Genomic DNA, 18,974 nt, shown 5'->3' on the forward strand with positions numbered 1-18,974 from the left:
TTAGTTTTTTATGGCTTTAAGTTATATAGATACTAATTACATGCTGATAATGCTGAAAGCACCCAAGCGAATTGAGATGCATCAAATTTGCATTTTTCTTTATCTGTTGGGGATATTATTGCCCCATAAACTTTTCGCCCATCATTTTTGGTAAAGTAATCTTTTGTGACTATTATGTCACCGTTCTTTTTAACCCACTCGCCATAGCTATCGGAAACTTTCTTTAATACTGCCACGCTCATTGCGTCACCTGGCGTGTGGTGAAAGCGGTACAACCTGGTTCTAGTTGGTTCTATGAAATTGAAATATACATCATTCTTCCAATATGAAGGCAGGAAGATAAAAATGCCTTCAGGGTCACTCCCTTTTATTTGCTGCCTGCTAATTAGGCCACCAGGATATGAACCAATTTCACCACGCTCACTGACTACGACCTTTGTTATTACAGATTCTGAATGCTCTTCATTATAAAGAGATACGTACATCTCTAAAAAACCATCAATATTTGATGAAGAAACAACTTTGAGGGAATCCCCTGGTAGCTTTTTAATTAATGTTGACCGCGCGACATTCTGACTGAAATCCTTTCCATGAAAACATATCGCCAAGTCTGCAGGTTTGTCCTGTAAGGTTCCGGTGATCGCAGGTGTTGTTATGTCTCCCCAAAACCCTTGATTTACCATCACCCTACAGACAGCATCCCCCCTCCCAGCCAAGACCGAAAGTGGATAAAAAACAGCAAGAACAATTATGTATATAGCTTTCATTTTTTCCTCACATGAATATATTTACATAATTGTATCTTATTGTATTTTTATAGAAACTAATAATTCATAGGTGTAATTATTTTTCCATTGTTTTCAACGTTGTACGTTTTCCTTTCACCTTTATCGTTAGTCATAACGATCTCCAGTCTTAGCGGTTGTTCTGTGAAAGCATCCTTGAGGGAGCGGGCTAGGTTATCGGTGACGGTATTCGAGTCAAGGTTGCTTTTCTTTGGCGCCAGTATTGATTCCGGGCGATAGCCACCAGTCGGCATCGAGTTGATATTGTTCCGCTGCTGAGAGAGTAGCTCCGGACTGCGCTTTCCTGACCACCGGTCATCCGTGATGGCCGTTCTTATCGCGTTTTTGAGTTGTTCTTCCGTGTAGGGTTGAGAGCCCTGCTCATGCCTAATCATTGAGGCCATCAACTTCTTCAGGACTTCGGGGTTATGGAGGTCAAGACGCTGGCCTGAACCAAAACCAGTTCTGGAAGTCACATCATCGATATAAGCCCGGGTATTGTTTTCAGAACTCGGGGCATACGTATGAAGAATCCCACTCGGGGTATTATTGCCACGATCCCCATATAGCATCAACTGACGAGCCATTGCTGCAAGACCATCATGATCATTGGAGAACGTCGAGAAACCGCCGCTCTTACCTGTTGAGTTAGGGGCGCCTCTCAAGTTTCCAGGATTGTGGTTCCTGAATCCTATTGTATTGGCGGTGTTGCCCCCATCGTTATAAGGCATATTCTCATTGCCTGGAACTTTTTGTAGCAAAGCTGCAGATAAATCATCCTGCAGACTGTATGCCTGCCACATTGCTCCGTATCGGGCATTAAGCTTTTTCTCCACCTCGGGATCAGGTCTGTTAAGAGTAAAATTGAGCCTTTCAGAAGCTGACAGACTGGCTTTAAACTCATCATCTCTTAATGCTTTCCAGCGAATATCTTTATCACGATCTCCGTGATAAAAAACCTTCCCGTCATATTTTTGGGCGTCATTGAGAGATTTATCAATAGCGGGATCGTGTCGAAATAACTTAATTGCTTCATTGCCAGCGACCTTTTTAAAACCGGCAACACGAGCATAAAGCTCATTCATCTGGCGATTGGCTTCTGACATTTCCTTATTAAATTCAGGATCCACGGTCAGACCAAACTTCTCGGCCTTCGCCAGGAGCGTTGCATATTTGGCCCCCTCGCGCATCAGGGTCAATAGATCTGGAGTAAGCCCAACCGCATCGGCAAAGGATTTTTGCTGGTCAGGCCGCAAAGTCGGGAAAATTTTCGCAATCGACTCCAGTGTTTTGAGGGTATTTACTGAGCCGTCGCTATTCTTCTCAATCTGGGCGCCGATTTGCGCCATAGCAGCCATGACACCGGCATTTTTACCGCTGGCAGCCTCATTGAATGCGTTGAAAATCCCCTCAATAGACGCAGCAGCAGTCTCACTGTCCGTACCGAGAATGCGCAAGGCCCCGGAAAGCGCTGAAAACTCCTTAACGCTCATGGCGGTGTTCTGTGCGTGGGTATCGAGGTTGTAAGCCTCTTTGGCTGCGTCACGAAAACCGTCGGCAACCTTTTGAATGCCGAACCCGACCACGCCAGCCGCACCAAAGGTAGCCATTTTACCGGCCAGCTCACCGACGATCTTCAGTGGAGGAATGATATCTCCGATGAACTGGACGTTATCCCGTGCACTACGGGCCATTTTATCCAGTCGTCCGCCGACATCATCCAGACTATCAACCGTCTCATCACCGCCAAGGTTAAGCTTTTCCTGCGTCTCATCCAGTTGAGGGAGCAGGTTTTTAATGGCCTCGTTGATTTCGTCAATGGTAGCGCTGACCCTGTCGTCCGCAATCAACTCGAAATCGAATGCGTTACTCATCGTCCTGACCTCCTGACTTCAGTTTATTAATTCGGTTCGCCTGCGCCACCCACCAGAGTAGCCGTTTCTGGGTCATACCCCACGCCCGTTCGTCGCTCCACCCGAAATAGAAGGTGACGTCCGCCGCCACCTCCTGCCACGCGGTCAGGGCTTCCAGTTCAAAAAACCGAGCAGATACTCCTTACACTTGCAGAAATCCACATAGTCCATCGGCGCCAGTACGCTTTCCCGGGTGTCCGTCACCAGGGCAATAAGCAAACGCATTGCGGCAATGGCGGTGGATGCTTCCTGCTTTTCATAAAACTGTTCAACCTGAGCCAGTGTAGGAGCCTTCAGATCCAGTTGCTCATACCGTGTCTTTTGCGCTGTATCTTCCAGGGGGGTGGTCAGAATAATAACTTTCGTACGTTCTAATTCAGCCATAGATTAATTCTCCGTAACGTCGCGGCCTTCCCAGCGAACATCAAATACAGCATCTTCGCTTTCTACTTCCTGAACGTTGACCGTCCAGAGCGCGCGACCAATAATCGTTTTCCCGTTCGCCAGTTCGGCTATCACGTTAACGTTGGTCTGTTTGTTAAAATTCAGGACACTGGTGCCGCCGCTGTCACGTAGCCGCGCTGAAATGTACCCGGCAACCGGCTTTTCTTTGTAGCCATGTACGCCATCCATACCCGTCAGCGTCGAGCGGTTAACAGTGGACGGCTGGTATTTAAAGGAACCTTCCACCATGACTGAAACACCGTCCACAGTGACGTAGGCGGTACCGGCCAGGAGGTTTGAGGTATCAGCCATGATTTATGCTCCTGTATCTGTTGACTGCGCCTGCAGGCGGAACTGGTTAAGCAGCGCAAAAATACGCAGCTGATTGATGAGCGTTCCCGGCCACAGGACATCAACGCGGTTCGGATTGGACGCATTTTGTTCAACGATAATATTTTTCGCGAACGCTTCAGCATCCTGGGCATAACCGTTAAACACCAGCGTCTGGTATTCGGCTATCTGGTCAGCTTTGATGATGTTGGGCGTTACAATGGGCTGGCCCGGTGCAAAACGTGTCCCGTCAGCAGCCAGTTTCATGCGTCCAAACTTACTGGTCACCGCTGTGCGGAGATAGCGGGTCACGAACATCAGGCTGAACAACGTTTCCACCTGCAGGTAGCTGTCGTCTTCATCGCCGTAACTGTTTTTCTGGTAGGTGGTGATGATGTTTTCCACGTTGACCGTTCCGTCGTCGGCGACGGTATACGTTGAAATGCCACTGTACAGCAGGTTGTTACGCTCAGTGAGTTCGAAGCGGTCCTGCAGATCTGGCGCCAGTACGCCATAAACCGGCAGGCTCTGCAGCGGGCGGCCCGGATCATTACGCAGGCTCGGGGCAATGGCACCGGTCAGAGCGGCAGACCAGATATAACGAGGCGTCGGAGAGCGATAGACGCCCAGCAGCGTTTCATGCTGGTTATTTCGGGCCTCGCCTTTTGTGCCCAGCTCGGCGTAGGTTCCCGACGTTGTGCCGAAAGCATGCCCGTACAACTGTTTATCCCACGCCCAGCGGCCGGAAGCATCGTTCAGAAACACCTTCATGGCATCAAGAGAGGCCGTATCGTCGTACGGGTTGATGATGAAATCGAACGTTTTATCCTGCAGATTGCCGAGTGCATCCACAAAATCCGGTGCGCCGGCGCCGCCCGTCATGGCGGTCACCGTCAACGTCAGACCGGCCGGCGTAACTTCACCACCCTGCGTCCCCAGATAGTTGAGGCGAATATCAATCCCGTTACCCAGGAGCCCCCTGTTTTTTGCCGTGAACTCCACCGTGTCAGTGGCATCCGATTTAACAGCTGCTGTAACCGGGAGGTCAGTTTTTCGGGCGATAGCGGCGACCAGTGCCGCAGCGATTTGCGCCGGCGTATCGGTTGCCAGCACGGTGAGCTGCACGCGGATCCCCGCGAGGTAGAGAGAGATTACGCCCGTCTCTGACGCCTGTGACGCAACCTTAATACTCCCCTTCGCGGCCGTCATTGACCCGGAGTCGTCCGCCAGCGGCAGGATCCAGATTTCAGCGGACGTATCATTCTTCTGATAGGCCGTCATCATGCCATGCAACTGCGAGCCCTTGCCGGTCAGTTCACTAACACCATTGGCGGAGGAAACTTTAACGGGAATATTGACCTGCGTCGAACCAGCAGCCAGCATCTGGCCAATCAGCAATGTTCGTTGCGTCGCCGTCGCCGTATTGGCCATGGAGTTGTCGAACTCGACGTAAAACAACGGCGGCCGGAGGTTACCGGGTACGCGTGAAAACGGAACGGTCATTTAAGCGTCCTCTTTTTTAGCGGTGTTCTTCACACCTTTTTCCAGCACCAGGCTGACATCGCCATCCTTTAACCGGCGGCGCCAGAACGTATTATCCGGAACTTCCCCGCCCTCTTGGGGCAAAGGCTCTCCCCGGACGGGGCAGCGAACGCTAAGCCCGTCTTTTGGTTTTACAAACATTGATTACTCCTGCAGGTTAATACTGAGGCGCGGGCGCGGGGTGCCATCCGGCATTTCAACGGTGATATCGATCCCCTCCAGCGGAGGCGGGTTGATGGGATAAAAATCTTCCGGCCCCTGATAATGTTCGATATCGATTTCGAACAGCAGCTGGCCCAAATGCGCTTCCCCCTCGCCGTCAACATTAATCGTCGAACGGACTTCCGCGTACTTCTGGATTTTACGGGTGAGCTCGTAGCTGTTGATGACCGCCCTTTCCACCTGCTCGCGCAGGTCCTCCAGAGCCACCTCTGCCCGCATGGCGCCATCATCATCGGTTTCCCCGTCATATTCCTGTACGCGGCCAGTGATACGGACGGTGGTCACCGTGGTGAACGCCGGCGTATTCCGCCCCTGCGCCTTTTTATGGTCGAACGGGGTCTGAACCAGCAGCGCCGGATAGAGCGCTGCTGAGGTTGGCCAGTCCCGCGGCGAATAAACGCGGTCGCCGGCATCGGTGTGACCGGACAACGCCGTCACCACCATTTTGCGAATAGCTGATGCATTCATCGTGTTTTCACCACATTGAGAACAAGGCGGGATCCGCCATGACTGTCAGGCTCGACATTGGCCACCACGAATAACTGATTAATGACGTGGCCACCGACGGTTTTAATAAACACCCGGTCCGATACTTCAGGCTGAGGTTTACCCAACTGGCGGAACTCGGCATCACGCACACCGAGCATCGGACTGGACGTGTTAATCACTGAGTCGCCATCGAGGTTTTCAGCAGCCTGGGCATACCCACGGTCAAAAATGCCGTTAATCGTGAAAGGAGTAGTACCGTCTTTGGGACGGTACTCGTGTTCATCGCCGAAGACGCCATGTAGCGGACTCAACAGGTGTAAATCCCAGTCCACTCCCATCGCGCTTACTCCGTAGTAATTTTCACGCCACGCGCAGCAGATAACGCACGCTGCCGAAGAACCTGAACATCGGCGATCACACCTGCAGCCAGCAGACGTTCGGCGTCCTTACCGGAGACCGGAATACGCAGATTTTCGCGGTAAATCTCGCCGTCATGGCGAATGCAGTTCCCCTTCAGAACTACGTATTCAGGGGCAGCGGTTTCATCTTCATCGCTATCCGCATCCTCTACTGAATCACCGTCTTTTTCGTCATGCTGTTGGTTATCCTGAACGATGCCGCCTGCATTCAGATCGTCAACATTCAGGCCTTCTTCGGCGGTGCCTTCCGCATTCAGGTCATCCACCGACCCGGTTTTGGTTGTTTTAGCCATATCAGACCACCGTTGCGCAGAGGGATGCGTTCACCCGGCTCGGAATAACCAGCGGGGAGGACTGCATCAGGATGAGGCGTTGTGCTGGATTCTTTTCAACCCAGGACTTGGGTGCGTACGCCAGCGGGCCATAGTTGAACTCCGGATCCAGAATGACGCCAAAGGCGCGGGTCCCCATCAGGTCAGCGCCGCTCATAATGACAGCGCCATCCGGGATCATGGGTTTTTCAACATTATCCAGCGGGTCAATGTACCAGTCGTTATACAACCAGAGATCAAAGTTACCCCAGCGTCCTTTATAGACCGCACCTTTATTCACCTGAGCGCCAGCATTAACCTGGTTACCAAACGGACTTAGCGCAGGGAAAGTGATGGCGTTATCTTTGATGGTGGTATCCAGACGGAATGCCCGCCATGATTTGTTAGTGAAAACAAGGTCAGTTGGCACTGCACCTGAGTTCTTCAGGATGAGAGTCTGCCACTCTTCAATATCATCAGAGGGCTGGGTATTCGTTGCTCCGGCAGCGACAGACTGAGGCCATTTATCAGCGCCGCTCAAAGTAATCGTCAAATCTGAAGATCGCCCAAAGTTAACAACTTTGGTTTCATATCCTTCACCGGCGACAGTTACCGTACCAGATACCAGCGCGCTGGAGGCCATCCATTCCAGACGACGTTGAATCATGTCGATCTGGTCTGCCATTTCGAACTGCAGGTTGAGCATTTCACGCTCACCGGCAGTAAATTCACCGCCAATACGTTCACCAATCTGACGGCGAATAGGTTTGCGAAGGTCTGGCGCACGCAAATCCTTGATATAGGCAGGTTTAAAGGTATTAGTCTGGTATTTACGGCTTTCTACAATCTTGCCTTCTACCAGTGGAGAGACAAACGGCGCCATACGACGCAGACCAACATCAACGTCAATCGCCACCTCTTCGGTCTCATAAGTCACGACATTCGGGAAGAAGCGATCCAGTAACCAGTTCTGGCTGGTCATCAGGTTGGGTACTACCCCTACCAGCACACTGGTATCAAAAATATTGTCCATATTCAGTCTCTTTATAATGCCAGCTATGCGCTGGCAAAGATTGGAATGAGTCAGCCCCTGCCTTTTAAAGCATTGAATCAGGTGGCAAGAGGGTTAAATCAGGAAGCGGCTACAGGAGCCTGGATACTGTCTTTCAGGAAAATAGCCAGCGGACGTAGAGCAGCTTTCAATGCCGGAACGGTCCAGGAGTTATCAAAGATAATGTGGTTCTGGTTGAACTCGCCCATCAGGTACAGGCCGCCGTTCTGATCTGCAGTTAACGCATCAACATTATCAACCAGAATCGCCACCGGAGTTTCGCTACCATCGGTTGCCGTCTTCACACTCAGTTTATACTTCCCGCTGGCGGTGACCATCCCCAGTACCGTTCCGCGCTTATAGGTACCGCCGGTAATAATGCCGGAATCGGTAACCAGCTGGAGCGTGCCCGCAATAAGCTGGTCGGGTAAAAACAACGAGCTTTTCATACCCGGGGCGAACTGATTCTGACCAAACTGATCCATTATTTCTCTCCTTTAGTGGAGTTGTAGAGACTGGTCATTTTGCTCACCAGTGCCGATTTACCGCTGGCTGGTTTCCCTCCATCCTGCCCAAGCCGGACATCATGGCTTTCCTGCATACGCTGATCGAGAGAGCGCCCGCGCGTTGCCTGTGGTTGCGAGGCTGGCGCCGTGGATGCCAGAACATCGATAGCGGCGGAAGAGCTCATCCCGGTATTGAATGCGAGTGAAGCGGCCAGTGACGGATTTGCCGCGGCGTGCTTACTGCCGAAGATGCGGGCGCAACGTTTACGCTCAGCAATGCGGGCACTTTTAGCCGCTTTGCCTTCTTTGCGGTCGTCGTCATCGTCGGAATCATCCTCTTCGGAAGCATCCGGATCGTCGCCTTCATCTTCCGCATCGTCGTCGCGTTCGTCTTCTTCAGCGTCGTCGTCACGCTCATCGTCTTCCGCATCATCATCGCGCTCGTCTTCTTCCGCGCGACGCGCTTTCGCCTTTTTGGCCTTTTTATCCTCTTCCTCTTCGGATGCCGACGCGCCACGTCCGAGAAGGTGTGCAAAACTAAATGGTTTCTTTGCCATTTCAGGCTCCTGTTTTTTCGAGTAAATGTCTGAATGCAGCATCAGGCGTACACACCTCATCAGCCAGTCCAATTTCCACACCATCAGCAGCCATAAAACAGGCAGCCTGAGTACTTTTAATCACCTTCGCGCTAATCCCGCGATTCCTGGCGACGGTATTCACAAACAATTCCCCCATCGCGTTAATGTCCTGCTGGATGGCATTGAAGGCCTCTTCAGAGAGTTCCCGTAATGGCGAGCCTTCTGCTTTACGACTTCCGAAGGTAATGATCGTCACTTTCAGACCGTCGTCTTTAATTCGCTGCGTCCAGTCCAGATGCATGGTGATGACGCCGACTGAACCCACACCGCCGGTTCTGGGAACGGAAATACGGTCAGCTGCGCTGGCAATCGCATACGCTGCGGAATACGCATTTTCGGTCAGAATGGCATGGATGGGTTTCGTGCCCCGGGCGTTGTAGATTTCATCCACGAGATCAAAGCACCCGGCCACTTCACCGCCGGGCGAATCAATATCCAGGCAGATGCCGTTAACTTCCGGGTCGGCCAGCGCGGTCAGAAATGACTGGCGGATGCCGTCATAACCGGTCATGCCGCTATACGGCCTCAGGCATCCCAGCTTTTGAACCAGAGTGCCGCAAACCGGGATAACAGCAATCCCGCCTACGTTGTCGTATCCAGGATCACGCTTTGACTCCCGACTGCGGTTGCCGTCGTAGCCGTACCAGTCATCGTCTTCCATCGCCAGAGAGGATTCGATTCTGCTTATACCAAACCGGTCCATAACCGCGGCCATGATGACCTCGGCTTTATTTGGGTGAAGAGCCAGCGGCGTATTAAACAGCCGCTGAGCCAGATGGGGTAGATTCACTTTTCCTCCGGATCTTTGATTGTCTCGCTGGCGAACTGATCCGCCTGCGCCCAACTGGGTAATGGAAGGCCACGCTTCAGGCAGGATTCAATCTCCAACTGACGCTGATCAAGCACCTCCTCCCAGTCCTCACCGACGTTTTCCCCCACTTCAATTTCAAGCGTGGAAAGCCCTGCATCCAGACCCAGAATGGCGCCTTTTTTCTCAGCAACCGGGTCTACCCAGCCCCGTCCCGGCCCCATCCAGCGCGCGCGGGAATAGGCGGCACGGGCCTCGACAAAATCAGGCGCACCTGAAGGCAACGGCAGGTCTTCATTGTCGTGAACTTCCTCAACAAACGCCGTCAGAACAGGCTGCGCCGTCCCCATGGAAAAATCATCCCGTCGCCGTGTCAGTGTCTTCCAGGCTTCCAGTAAGGACGAACGAGCGGAGCTGTAGTTAACATCAGACCAGTCCTGTGTAACCTGTTGCGGAGAAAGCCCGGTACCGGACGAGAAATTACGCAGCACAGCGGATTCAAATACTTCAAAGTTGCTGTACGGCCGTGCGGCGTTAACCGTTGTGATTTTTTCACCGGGATAAAGAATCGGCATCCGGGCGCCGTTTTGCAGGGTCAGTCGGCGGTCATTGTGAAACTCCACACGGCCGTCCTGATAGGCTCCAAGACTGGTGTCGTCAAAGCTTTCCCCCATCGCAGCCTGAACCATTTCGGAATCGTACGGTGACTCGATATAGGCTGCAAAAATGGCATTCAAAATAGCGGCTTCCAGTTCGCTCTGGTCGTATTTCACTAGCATCTTCAGCCGCTGAATGACAGGTGTCAGGATGCCATTGCCACGGTGCTGGGCTCCCCGCTCATGATCGAAATCATGGACAACATGCGGACGTCCCCAGTTCGTTTCGCGGGGTATGCGTCGCCAGGTCATAGTTTTGGCGCCACTCCACCAGTCGCCGATATGCGCCTCGCGGATGTGATAAGCAACCGGTGCACCGTCCGCATCAATCTCCACGCCGCCGCGAATATTTGGCATGTCGAAATTCTGCTGTGGGTTACTTAGCCTGTCAGGATCGACGACCTGAACCGTGGTGGCATATCGTCCCCTGCCCCGTCCCAGCCGGTCAGGCCGGTACTGGAGTACCATCAGCGCGTCCCCGTCAATCAGCTTGTGGCGAAAGGCCAGGCGCAACATCTGAGGCACGGTTAATTTGCGTTCAACATCGCAGTACCTCCCTGTGTCGTACGCCCAGGTTCGCCAGTGCGCCTCCAGCGCTTTGCCGTACTCTTCTGCCCATGTTGAATCAAAGGCTTTATTACCGGTGACCATACGCAGCACCCGGTAATCGGGTTTCATGATGGGCCTGAAATTGGCACCGACAGCGTTATCCAGAAGGCGGGTAACAGCGCCATTCGCCCAACCATCGTTACGTACCAAATCTCGGGCACGCGAAACGATACGATCGCGATAGATGTTGATTTCATTGTCTGGCGACCATAGCGCCGGCTGCCAGTTCGCCAGCTGATCACTAAATGAATCGGCGGCGTCATAAGGTACCCGGCTGCCGCCCGTCAGCATACTGGGCCGCGGTGCGCGATACGGGGTACCATCCGGACCAAGTATTTGTACTTTATTCATCAGAATCGAAACCTCACTGGCTTACGTGGCCTCACGACAATACCCAGATACGCCTGTAGAAGCTGAATTAGCCCTAATAGTTCTGACAGTGTGGTTTGTTGATAGGACACGGAGCGTGTTCCGTCACCCTGTGTATAGGAAAACGAAACACCATGGCTCCCGGCTGCTAAGTCAACGTAAGCAGCCTGAGCTTTAGCCAGTGCTGCACGCGCCTGATCATCACTCATTCCAGCCAGCAGACTGGTGTTTCGGTTGAACATGGTTTTCCTTATTGCGGCAGGAGTTTAGAGATTTGCTTACGCTTAACTGGCGCGGGTTCTTCAATAACCGCGCCGGGCAACTCGTAGCTGATTTTTTCTTCTGGTACGGCAAGTGCCGGCAGGAACTTATCAGGATTAGCTTCAAGGTTTGAGGCCCGAACATTGAGCTTTAACCCCATATGTTTGAGCCCACACAGTGCGGCGTAGCTGTAGACCAGGCAGTCAAGCGCTTCGTTCGCCCTACCTGGTATCGGGTCCCAAATGCTGTAACGTTGGCCTGCAGTGACTTTATAAACAAGTCGTTCGGCCAACAGCTGGTTGAAATACCCCAAATCACGATCATCAGGAAAATGCATATAACCTGCAGCAGGCTTTCCTGGCTCGGGAGGTTCCAGATGTAATCTTCCGCGCACCACATCCTTGGCAGAGTTCACACCAATGATTATCGGACGGAAACTGGCTTTGCTTTTCGACGAAGGGCGCTTTGTCGGCCAGACCGGGTTACGCCTGCCACTTTGAGCAGACTCACCTTTGATCGCCCATACACGACGACCCAGGCGCTCTTTGGCAAACTCGTAGACTTTCTGGGTATGGTGCCCGCCGGAGTCCATGCATGTCGCCATGATGTTCAGACCTCGACCGTCACCCCGGCGCCAGATTTGCTTCAGGTACGCATCGAGACGCTTCCATGGTTCATCCGTTTCCAGATCGCCATAGATAACATCGTGAGAAACCGACCAGGATTCCTCATCGCGGCCCCACCCGGTGATGGTTATTTCGAAGCGGTCATCCTGCGTATCAACGCCTGCAGTTAACAACGCTACACCATCGGGAACAGAAGCCGGGAAGACTTCACGACGCGCCAGTAAGATATCAACCGGCAGTTGTTTTCCGTGGTTGGGTCTGTGTGGCAAACCCATCTGGGTATTCCACCAGGCTTGTTCTTTATCTGGATCCCCCTTCGCCTTGAGATATTTTCCCGCGATATCCGACGGTTTATCTTTCTGCCAGGGGCTAAACAGTTTTGAGGCCTGATAGCCGGCGTGGTGGTTGTCGACTGCCTCGTTGCCGCAATCCGGGCAAATCGCCCGGTAGACTGCATGCCGTGGTGATTCTGACCATTTCCAGACAGCATCCACGCTATTTTCATCATTCGCCCGCCAGACCTGATCGTACTCAAGCAACGGGGAGTGGCGTGAGCCACAGCACTCAAATGGCCGGGTCTGGTGCCAGCGAATGGTTTGTAACGCCCGGAGGCGCTCTCCTTCAGACCATCCTGCACCGCAGCACTCACAGTGGATCATGGCTGATTTTGTCAGGTGTTTATCACCCTCTTTCGGCCACTGAACGTGTTTGAAAAAATCCGGAAACTGCCGATGCCCGCAGTGCGGACAAACCACAGAGGCCCGGCGCTGATCAGATTCGGCATAGCTGTCGGCAATCCGGCTTTCGTCCTCAACGGTCGGCGAACAGGCGCGGACAGAAAGCCAGGTCAGGCCAAACGTTGCAGTTCGCTCCTCCGCCAGGGTGATCGGATCCCCCTCGCGGGTAATCGGGTATTTATCCACCTCATCCGCCAGCAGAACGCGGATAGGTCGGCGTGCCAGGTTATCCGGACTGCCGGCGCCAGCCAGCGCCAGAAATCCGCCGGTAAACGCTTTATAGAGGATGGTTTCTTTCGAACTCTTCTGTTTTGAGTCGCCGATGATTTTCCGTAGTACCGGCGTCACCCGCACCAGTGGGCTGATACGCTCTTTTGAAAACTGCTCTGCTGCCTCTTCTTTCGGCTGCAGGAGCAAAATCGGGCATGGGTCGAGGTGAGCGAAATAGCCGAACAGGTTTTCCAGCAATGCCGTTTTCATCAGCTGCGTGCAGCACATTACCGTAATGACATGCACGCCGGATTCGGTCGCCGCCAGCATCGGGCCACGGGCAATCTCTACGGTCGAGGTCTCCCAGTTACCGGAGGTGCTGCCCGCTTCTTTAGCCAGCTTTCGGTAATCATCCGCCCATTGCGGTACGCTGATACGCGGCGGCGGCATCCACCCCTTTCTGGCACTAAGCTGAAGTCGCTCAGTCTTCTGCCGGGTTAAATTCTGGTTCTCCGAGGACTGAGATATGTTTGTGGACATGTTCAATCAGCACCTCTGTCATCCTGTCCGCTGGCACGCCAAGATCAGCAGCCATCAACGGCGCCACTCTTGATGGCCAGTTGAGCCAGGCATCACGCTGTTGGCGAAAGGCGTTGAAAAGAACCTCCTCGGCTACGGTCATTTCAATGAGCTGACCATCTTTTTGCTGAAACTCTAATTTTGTCAGTAATGCTAAGTAGTTTTCTTTTACACGACGCGCTTCATCCAGCGATAACTCAGCCCCGTTCTCCAGGAGTAATTCCCTGGCAATACTTTCCAGTGACGGATCGCCCCCTTCATCCGCATTTTTATCTTTAGACGGTAACGGAATGGGATTCTTTTTAATGGGAACGACGGTATTGTCCTTACCCGTCCGGTTAATTGTTTTTCTGTATTTTTCAAGCTGGGCATTCGAGGCGCTAACATCAATGTCATCACCGGACATGATCAGCCATCCCCTGCTTTTCCACATCGTGACCGTTTTACGACTGACGCCGTGGAGCTTTGCAAAATCCGACTGGTTCATTGTTACCTCTGTGTTACCTGCACCTGTTACCCAAATCTGTTACCCATGAAGAAAGGTAACAACCCATGTAACAGATTTTTTTTGAGAAAGTTTTTTATAAACAGTGACAAACCAGAAGATGAAACAAAATGTAACTGTTACCTGTTACCCAAATTTGAAAACCTGTAGCTAGGAAAACACTGCGGCGCGCAATGCCCGTGCCTTACAAAAGTCTCAGGAAGGACCCATTTTTTGTAAGCGGATGATGAAAGCCCACATCGAGTCGGGTATTTTCAAGAGGCGCGCCACGAGCAGGTGGAGCGCTTCACTTAAAGGAAAAGATTATGACCAAAGAGCAACTCGATCTCATCGTAGCAATGCTTGCCGGACAACAAACGGCAACCGTGCATCTGTCGCTGCTGTTCGCTGAACAGGCTGGTATATCAAAGGGTTTGGTAGCCGATTCTTTTCGTCGAACGGCTGAGTTACTGGAGCAGGACGTAATGAACAGAGACACTATTGTTACAGTGCTGAACCAGATAGCAAAAGGTATTGACACTTCTACGACTGAGCACCAGAAAAATATCGAAGAGATAATTAAGAATGTCCTGCATTAATCAGTAAATGCATTAGTTCTCTCTGCGCTCTATTCAGCCACGCTGAATCAATCTTACATCCAACCGCAGAATTTGCAGATTCTGTGGTTTTCTTTTTCCTTTGTTTCGACATTTCATCACCTTGCTTATTTTGCTGTCCTGATCGCTTCTGCGATGGCACGGCTCAGCGCACCGGGCATCAATGCTTCCGCCATAGCCCGTGAGCGGTCCATGTACCCGAGCACTGGCGTTACGGGCAACGCATCGCCAAACCTCAGCAGCAGCTTAGGAGCGCGCTGTTTCCGCTTTGGTCGACGCGTACCATTTGCTGAGCGCTTAGCGCGTTTCTTTTTCGCCTTCATTGGTTTACGTCTTTGCCAAACAGCATCTACGCCATTGACCTCACCGACGAACACATTGGGCTTCGCTTTCAACTGCGACAGCTTATTGCGCGGCATGTTGCCGTACTTGTTCAGTTTGATGTTCTTCGGGTTGAGCAGTGCCTGGCTGTTCAGCTTATGCTCGCCGCCAAACTCGAATGGCTCCAGATACTCAGCGGCGATATCACGCACATAAACTTTCGCGCGGAGGTTATTCTTTCTGGCCCCCGATGAGCCCACAGCATTAACTGTGAAAGGCGTCGGCGATTCCAGCTTTCGTCCCAGCGCCACTTTTTGCGCTGCAGCGATATCCCTTACTACCGATGTCATAGCCTGCGCCGTAGCGAAAGGGATTTGCTTTTGCAACTGCTTTAGCTGCCGGGATAAATCCCTAATCGTTGCCATAAGATTCCTCCAGCATTATCGAAGCCACTCTGTAGAATGGCTCCTGTAATGCCCTACTCACACAGTTGCAAAACACCATGCTCAAGCGAATCAGAATAGGCAATCAAACCGTGATACTCCGGGATGGTGCTACCGTCTTCAGCTTCAAACTCAGGAATAGTGCCGGTAGTGATGGTGTATTGCGGTTGTCCGTCCTTTTTCGCAAAGTCGGCGAGGTCTTCAATCTGTTTAGCTGTTAGAACTACTGTCATACATTCCTCTCTTTACTGTTGCGGGCAGTTAGCCTGCACTGATTTGTTGTGCGCCAGAATGTCGCGCTTTGTCTGGCGGTCGAGAACATCGATATCGTGGTCAGTCAGGTAGATGATGCGCACCCAGCTGCAGGCAGTATCGATGACTTCAGGTTTTGCGGGTAAATCTTTCGCGCAGCTCGCGATCAACATCGTCATCAGGCATATGGCTAACAGTCTGCTGTACATTGCTGGCCTCTTTAGTTGCTTGCGCCTTCCGTTCTGCCACGGCGACGTTAGCGGCGGCGTTCTCTTCGGTTCGCTGCTGTTCGGCTTTGGCTTCCGCCTTACTGGTCCCGCGGGCATGGCCTAACCCAAATGCGCCAGCGATTAAGCCAAGCAGAACGACTACCAGCCCGCTGATAAATTCAAGGCTCATTGCGGCTCCTGCTGCTCATCGGCTTTTTCTTTCAGCTTTGGCTGTCTGACGTACTGAGAAAGGATGGCGAGAACTACCAGTGCGGGGCTAATCATCGCCACAACGTTGGGCGGCAGAATACCTTTGATATCCGGCGGCAGCATTGCCCAGGCATGAAGAGCAGCATCCGGGAATGATTGAGCCCATACACCGACCAACGCGCCGGCAGCGCCCAGGCGGACAGACCATGTTTTAAGCAGCAATCGGGCATGCCCAACGAACTCCAGCCGGGTATATTTGCGCAGTAACAACAGAACGAGCAAGGCCACCAGCGCCAGCAGAGCGAAAATAATCATCTTCATAGGCTCACCCGCTCTTTAACCCAGCCGTACAGGAACACCTCGTTTGCAGGCCTCGCTTCGGCTAGCTCCAGATAGCGAGCACCCTGGCTGCAATTCAGCGCTTTTAGCAATGTGGTTTCGCCATCTTTGCCGCGAACAGCAAGGTAACTCTTCAGAGCGGCGACGGTGATATTGCCGATCGCGCCGTCCGGCTTCAGGTCCGGATATAGCTTGCCCTGCATATTCAGCGCTGATAACCAGCGCTGCAGGAATGTACTGGCGACACGCGGCCCCATGTTCACGCCTGTATCACACAATTCCTGTGCAATGGCTGGCGACAACTCGGCGATGCAGTCAAACTTCGGTTCTGTCCAGTATTGCGACAGATAAATTGCTTTGGCTGTATCCCGTGGTAACGCCTTCATATCGCCACTATAGCCATATGCGCGGGCGGTAGTCTGCGTGATACCCCAGCGCGTTGGGCCGCCTTTATCATTCGGGTTATTTACGTAACCCCCTTCTTTACCGAGGATGCCCTCAATAATCTGATCTGCTGTCATGGCGCCTTAACTCCGGTAATGCGCTCCCAGAAATAGGTCAAAGCAACAGAACCCATTGCCCCGCTAATTCCGGAAGTGGCCAGTATCATGTAAATGCTTAATCCGCTTTCAATGCTCACCAGGCCAGCAATAACGCCGGTAAACCCTGAAACCACCATTTGGGCAAGAGCATTGATCAAGCTCCATGTTGCCTTGCTCTGCTTCACATCGATCAGGTAGCGGACAAGTCCACCCCAGCAAGCAATGATCAGCAGAACCAGCCAGGACATCCCGGCAATGCTCTCTTTGTCTTGCATACGTTTAGCCATAGTTACCGCCTCCGATTAAAGATCGGGAAGCTGTGTGCTTGAAAGGGGTCAGGCCCGTCAGGCTGGATTTAACAACGAAGCATATCGATGACGATTCCTGCGGGACCTGATAATAAAAAAACCCGCACGTTGGCGGGTTTGTATATTTTACTGACTGAAATTACTTATCGTCTTCAGTCCGATTCACTGGGTTGGTGATTTCAAATAAGCGTACAACCGGTTCAGAATCACCATTGCTCACTGTAGTTTTGATCGTGTGATCGTCTCTTGGAGTGAACTTGACATCCACTTCATAACCCATCGCCGCATGTTCATCACACAAATACGCGTTTGTATTCTGAGCCCATATAGCAGAAAGATCATCCAACTCACGACGAAGGCGAACCCCGATGATTTTGTTTGCTGGCTTGCCACAACCTTCAATAATACAGATGCCTGACATCTTGTTTTCCTTTACTGGTTAACCAAAAGGGAAACTAACACATCATTAAAGGTTATTCAGCTTTTTTGCTGAATGTAACAATCCCCTGCTCAATGTTACCCTGCAAGCCAATTCTGTCTTTTGCAACAGAGCAATGCTCGCCAAGCAATTCAAAGCCCACTGCATTTCTCGATAGCCTGTCTGCTACCAACAAAGAAGTGCCGGAACCAGCGAATGGATCCAATACAACATCACCTTCTTTGGTGAAAAGCTTAATGAACCACTCCGGCAAAGCTTCAGGAAATGCAGCACTATGGTTTTTATTACCGCATTCCGTGGCCATGTGTAGAACATTAGACGGATAGGCCATATCTCTACCTTGCCAGTTAGAGATATTTTTCCCAAATCCGCTTCCTACGCTGGACTCATCTCGCACGGTATCCTTGGCGCTGAGCTTCTTGAGTCGTTCCTTTCTCCAGTCTCCCATCGGGACCATTACAGCTTCCTGATACATGGCGAATTTTCTGGATTTAGTGAAATGAAGGCACCGTTCCCATGAGTCTCTGAAACGATTAGGCCATTTACCAGGGAAGGAATTTTTTTTATGCCAGATATACTCTTCCGTCCAGTACCACCCCATCTGACGCATGCGAAGAATCAACTCAAGAACATAGGTATGTCTCTCGCCATCTACGGCTTTTTCTTTGATATTAAGAATAAAAGACCCTGACGGCTTCAGAACCCTTAGCAGCTGCTCCGCGATGGGTGCGAACCAGTCAACATATTTGTCAGGGGATACCCCACCGTAAGTGCCTTTTCGCTGATCAGCATAAGGAGGGGATGTCACCACTAAATCTACGGAGGATCCCTCCATTAGCGACAGCAATTCAAGGCAGTCGCCATGATAAAGGTGCGTTCCTTCTGTCTGGATTGTTACGGTGGCCTTTTTTAACATCCTGCATTACCTCAAAGTAAAAGTAACTGGAGAATATCAGGCATTAATGCCCAGGTCCATACCTTTGTGCAAAAATAATCGCCTACATCATCCTTTCCAGCCCCTCTTGGTGTAAGGGCTTGAACTTGATTTCATTTCTCCGGCGAGCCTTTCATATAAATGGCCGCCAGATGGATTTACGACAACACACAGAGTGAGTGACGTTCTGGCGGCACAAATAGAAAAGGCCGAACAAATGCGCGGCCTTTATATGTCTGAGCAAAAAAAAGCCCACTCGTCGAAGTGGGCAAAATGGTAGTTTGTTCAGTGGAGGTTACACCGCCAGCTCTGCCACAACGTCTTATGCACGTTATTTCAGGATTTAGCGAAACGATGCAACCACACAAAAA

27 protein-coding genes are annotated in these 18,974 nt (G+C 51.8%); 1 reads left to right on the forward strand and 26 read right to left on the reverse strand.

The window, feature by feature from the left end; translation table 11 throughout:
• Positions 1-32 precede the first annotated feature (32 nt).
• The 17 genes from HV127_RS22680 to HV127_RS22760 form a co-directional block, all read right to left on the reverse strand.
• Positions 33-767, reverse strand: a complete 735-nt coding sequence (locus tag HV127_RS22680) for a hypothetical protein (RefSeq protein ID WP_064342783.1) — start codon at positions 765-767, stop codon at positions 33-35.
• Between the two features lie 56 nt (positions 768-823).
• Entirely contained in the window at positions 824-2,659 is a 1,836-nt protein-coding gene (locus tag HV127_RS22685; protein ID WP_049083806.1) for a hypothetical protein, read from the reverse strand.
• Positions 2,660-2,803: 144 nt separating this feature from the next.
• Positions 2,804-3,082, reverse strand: coding sequence for a phage tail assembly protein (locus tag HV127_RS22690; protein ID WP_047723962.1), 279 nt, complete (start codon positions 3,080-3,082; stop codon positions 2,804-2,806).
• A 3-nt stretch (positions 3,083-3,085) separates the two neighbouring features.
• Entirely contained in the window at positions 3,086-3,454 is a 369-nt protein-coding gene (locus HV127_RS22695) for a phage tail tube protein (RefSeq protein WP_182238985.1), read from the reverse strand.
• Between the two features lie 3 nt (positions 3,455-3,457).
• Complete coding sequence (locus tag HV127_RS22700) at positions 3,458-4,975, reverse strand: phage tail sheath subtilisin-like domain-containing protein (RefSeq protein ID WP_182238987.1); 1,518 nt, start codon at positions 4,973-4,975, stop codon at positions 3,458-3,460.
• Positions 4,976-5,155, reverse strand: a complete 180-nt coding sequence (locus HV127_RS22705) for a DUF2635 domain-containing protein (RefSeq protein ID WP_025713564.1) — start codon at positions 5,153-5,155, stop codon at positions 4,976-4,978.
• 3 nt (positions 5,156-5,158) lie between these two features.
• Positions 5,159-5,704, reverse strand: a complete 546-nt coding sequence (locus tag HV127_RS22710; protein ID WP_148852991.1) for an ATP-binding protein — start codon at positions 5,702-5,704, stop codon at positions 5,159-5,161.
• On the reverse strand, positions 5,701-6,063 hold the full coding sequence (locus tag HV127_RS22715; protein WP_182237502.1) for a hypothetical protein: 363 nt from the start codon (positions 6,061-6,063) through the stop codon (positions 5,701-5,703). Before HV127_RS22715 ends, HV127_RS22710 begins: the two co-directional genes overlap by 4 nt.
• Positions 6,064-6,068: 5 nt before the next feature.
• On the reverse strand, positions 6,069-6,437 hold the full coding sequence (locus HV127_RS22720) for a hypothetical protein (protein WP_182237500.1): 369 nt from the start codon (positions 6,435-6,437) through the stop codon (positions 6,069-6,071).
• Position 6,438: 1 nt separating this feature from the next.
• Positions 6,439-7,488 (reverse strand): major capsid protein, encoded by a 1,050-nt coding sequence (locus HV127_RS22725; protein WP_182237498.1) that lies wholly within the window; start codon positions 7,486-7,488, stop codon positions 6,439-6,441.
• Between the two features lie 98 nt (positions 7,489-7,586).
• Positions 7,587-7,991, reverse strand: a complete 405-nt coding sequence (locus HV127_RS22730; protein ID WP_182237496.1) for a head decoration protein — start codon at positions 7,989-7,991, stop codon at positions 7,587-7,589.
• Entirely contained in the window at positions 7,991-8,569 is a 579-nt protein-coding gene (locus HV127_RS22735; protein WP_182237494.1) for a hypothetical protein, read from the reverse strand. Before HV127_RS22735 ends, HV127_RS22730 begins: the two co-directional genes overlap by 1 nt.
• 1 nt (position 8,570) lies before the next feature.
• Positions 8,571-9,440 carry a S49 family peptidase gene (locus HV127_RS22740; RefSeq protein ID WP_136071012.1) on the reverse strand — a complete coding sequence of 290 codons (870 nt, stop codon included), beginning with the start codon at positions 9,438-9,440 and terminating at the stop codon, positions 8,571-8,573.
• Entirely contained in the window at positions 9,437-11,074 is a 1,638-nt protein-coding gene (locus HV127_RS22745; RefSeq protein ID WP_182237492.1) for a phage portal protein, read from the reverse strand. Before HV127_RS22745 ends, HV127_RS22740 begins: the two co-directional genes overlap by 4 nt.
• The gene (gene gpW, locus HV127_RS22750; RefSeq protein ID WP_025713573.1) at positions 11,074-11,334 is read right to left on the reverse strand and encodes a gpW family head-tail joining protein; all 261 of its coding nucleotides are present in this window, start codon (positions 11,332-11,334) and stop codon (positions 11,074-11,076) included. Before gpW ends, HV127_RS22745 begins: the two co-directional genes overlap by 1 nt.
• Before the next feature lie 8 nt (positions 11,335-11,342).
• Entirely contained in the window at positions 11,343-13,466 is a 2,124-nt protein-coding gene (locus HV127_RS22755) for a terminase gpA endonuclease subunit (protein WP_182237489.1), read from the reverse strand.
• Positions 13,408-13,992, reverse strand: a complete 585-nt coding sequence (locus tag HV127_RS22760; protein WP_182237487.1) for a hypothetical protein — start codon at positions 13,990-13,992, stop codon at positions 13,408-13,410. Before HV127_RS22760 ends, HV127_RS22755 begins: the two co-directional genes overlap by 59 nt.
• Positions 13,993-14,315: 323 nt before the next feature.
• Between HV127_RS22760 and HV127_RS22765 the strand changes: the two genes are divergently transcribed.
• Positions 14,316-14,588: a hypothetical protein gene (locus HV127_RS22765; RefSeq protein ID WP_117254150.1), complete on the forward strand. Its 273-nt coding sequence runs from the start codon at positions 14,316-14,318 to the stop codon at positions 14,586-14,588.
• Positions 14,589-14,713: 125 nt separating this feature from the next.
• Here HV127_RS22765 and HV127_RS22770 read toward each other — a convergent pair whose 3' ends face one another.
• From HV127_RS22770 to HV127_RS22810, 9 genes are all read right to left on the reverse strand, one after another.
• Positions 14,714-15,352: a hypothetical protein gene (locus HV127_RS22770; protein WP_182237485.1), complete on the reverse strand. Its 639-nt coding sequence runs from the start codon at positions 15,350-15,352 to the stop codon at positions 14,714-14,716.
• Between the two features lie 53 nt (positions 15,353-15,405).
• Positions 15,406-15,603 carry a hypothetical protein gene (locus HV127_RS22775; RefSeq protein WP_142472155.1) on the reverse strand — a complete coding sequence of 66 codons (198 nt, stop codon included), beginning with the start codon at positions 15,601-15,603 and terminating at the stop codon, positions 15,406-15,408.
• Positions 15,604-15,615: 12 nt separating this feature from the next.
• A complete protein-coding gene (locus HV127_RS22780; protein ID WP_182237483.1) occupies positions 15,616-15,795 on the reverse strand; it encodes a hypothetical protein in 180 nt (59 codons plus the stop codon).
• Positions 15,752-16,021 carry a hypothetical protein gene (locus HV127_RS22785; RefSeq protein WP_182238989.1) on the reverse strand — a complete coding sequence of 90 codons (270 nt, stop codon included), beginning with the start codon at positions 16,019-16,021 and terminating at the stop codon, positions 15,752-15,754. Before HV127_RS22785 ends, HV127_RS22780 begins: the two co-directional genes overlap by 44 nt.
• Positions 16,018-16,362, reverse strand: a complete 345-nt coding sequence (locus HV127_RS22790; RefSeq protein ID WP_182238991.1) for a hypothetical protein — start codon at positions 16,360-16,362, stop codon at positions 16,018-16,020. The genes HV127_RS22785 and HV127_RS22790 overlap by 4 nt, the downstream gene beginning before the upstream one ends.
• The gene (locus HV127_RS22795) at positions 16,359-16,901 is read right to left on the reverse strand and encodes a glycoside hydrolase family 108 protein (protein WP_182238994.1); all 543 of its coding nucleotides are present in this window, start codon (positions 16,899-16,901) and stop codon (positions 16,359-16,361) included. Before HV127_RS22795 ends, HV127_RS22790 begins: the two co-directional genes overlap by 4 nt.
• The gene (locus HV127_RS22800; protein ID WP_031280382.1) at positions 16,898-17,197 is read right to left on the reverse strand and encodes a phage holin family protein; all 300 of its coding nucleotides are present in this window, start codon (positions 17,195-17,197) and stop codon (positions 16,898-16,900) included. Before HV127_RS22800 ends, HV127_RS22795 begins: the two co-directional genes overlap by 4 nt.
• A gap of 172 nt (positions 17,198-17,369) precedes the next feature.
• Positions 17,370-17,651 (reverse strand): hypothetical protein, encoded by a 282-nt coding sequence (locus HV127_RS22805; RefSeq protein WP_032748430.1) that lies wholly within the window; start codon positions 17,649-17,651, stop codon positions 17,370-17,372.
• 52 nt (positions 17,652-17,703) lie between these two features.
• Complete coding sequence (locus HV127_RS22810; protein WP_050597570.1) at positions 17,704-18,585, reverse strand: site-specific DNA-methyltransferase; 882 nt, start codon at positions 18,583-18,585, stop codon at positions 17,704-17,706.
• Between the last annotated feature and the right edge of the window lie 389 nt (positions 18,586-18,974).

The sequence above is a fragment of the Klebsiella sp. RHBSTW-00215 genome (assembly GCF_014103785.1).
Lineage (GTDB): Bacteria > Pseudomonadota > Gammaproteobacteria > Enterobacterales > Enterobacteriaceae > Klebsiella.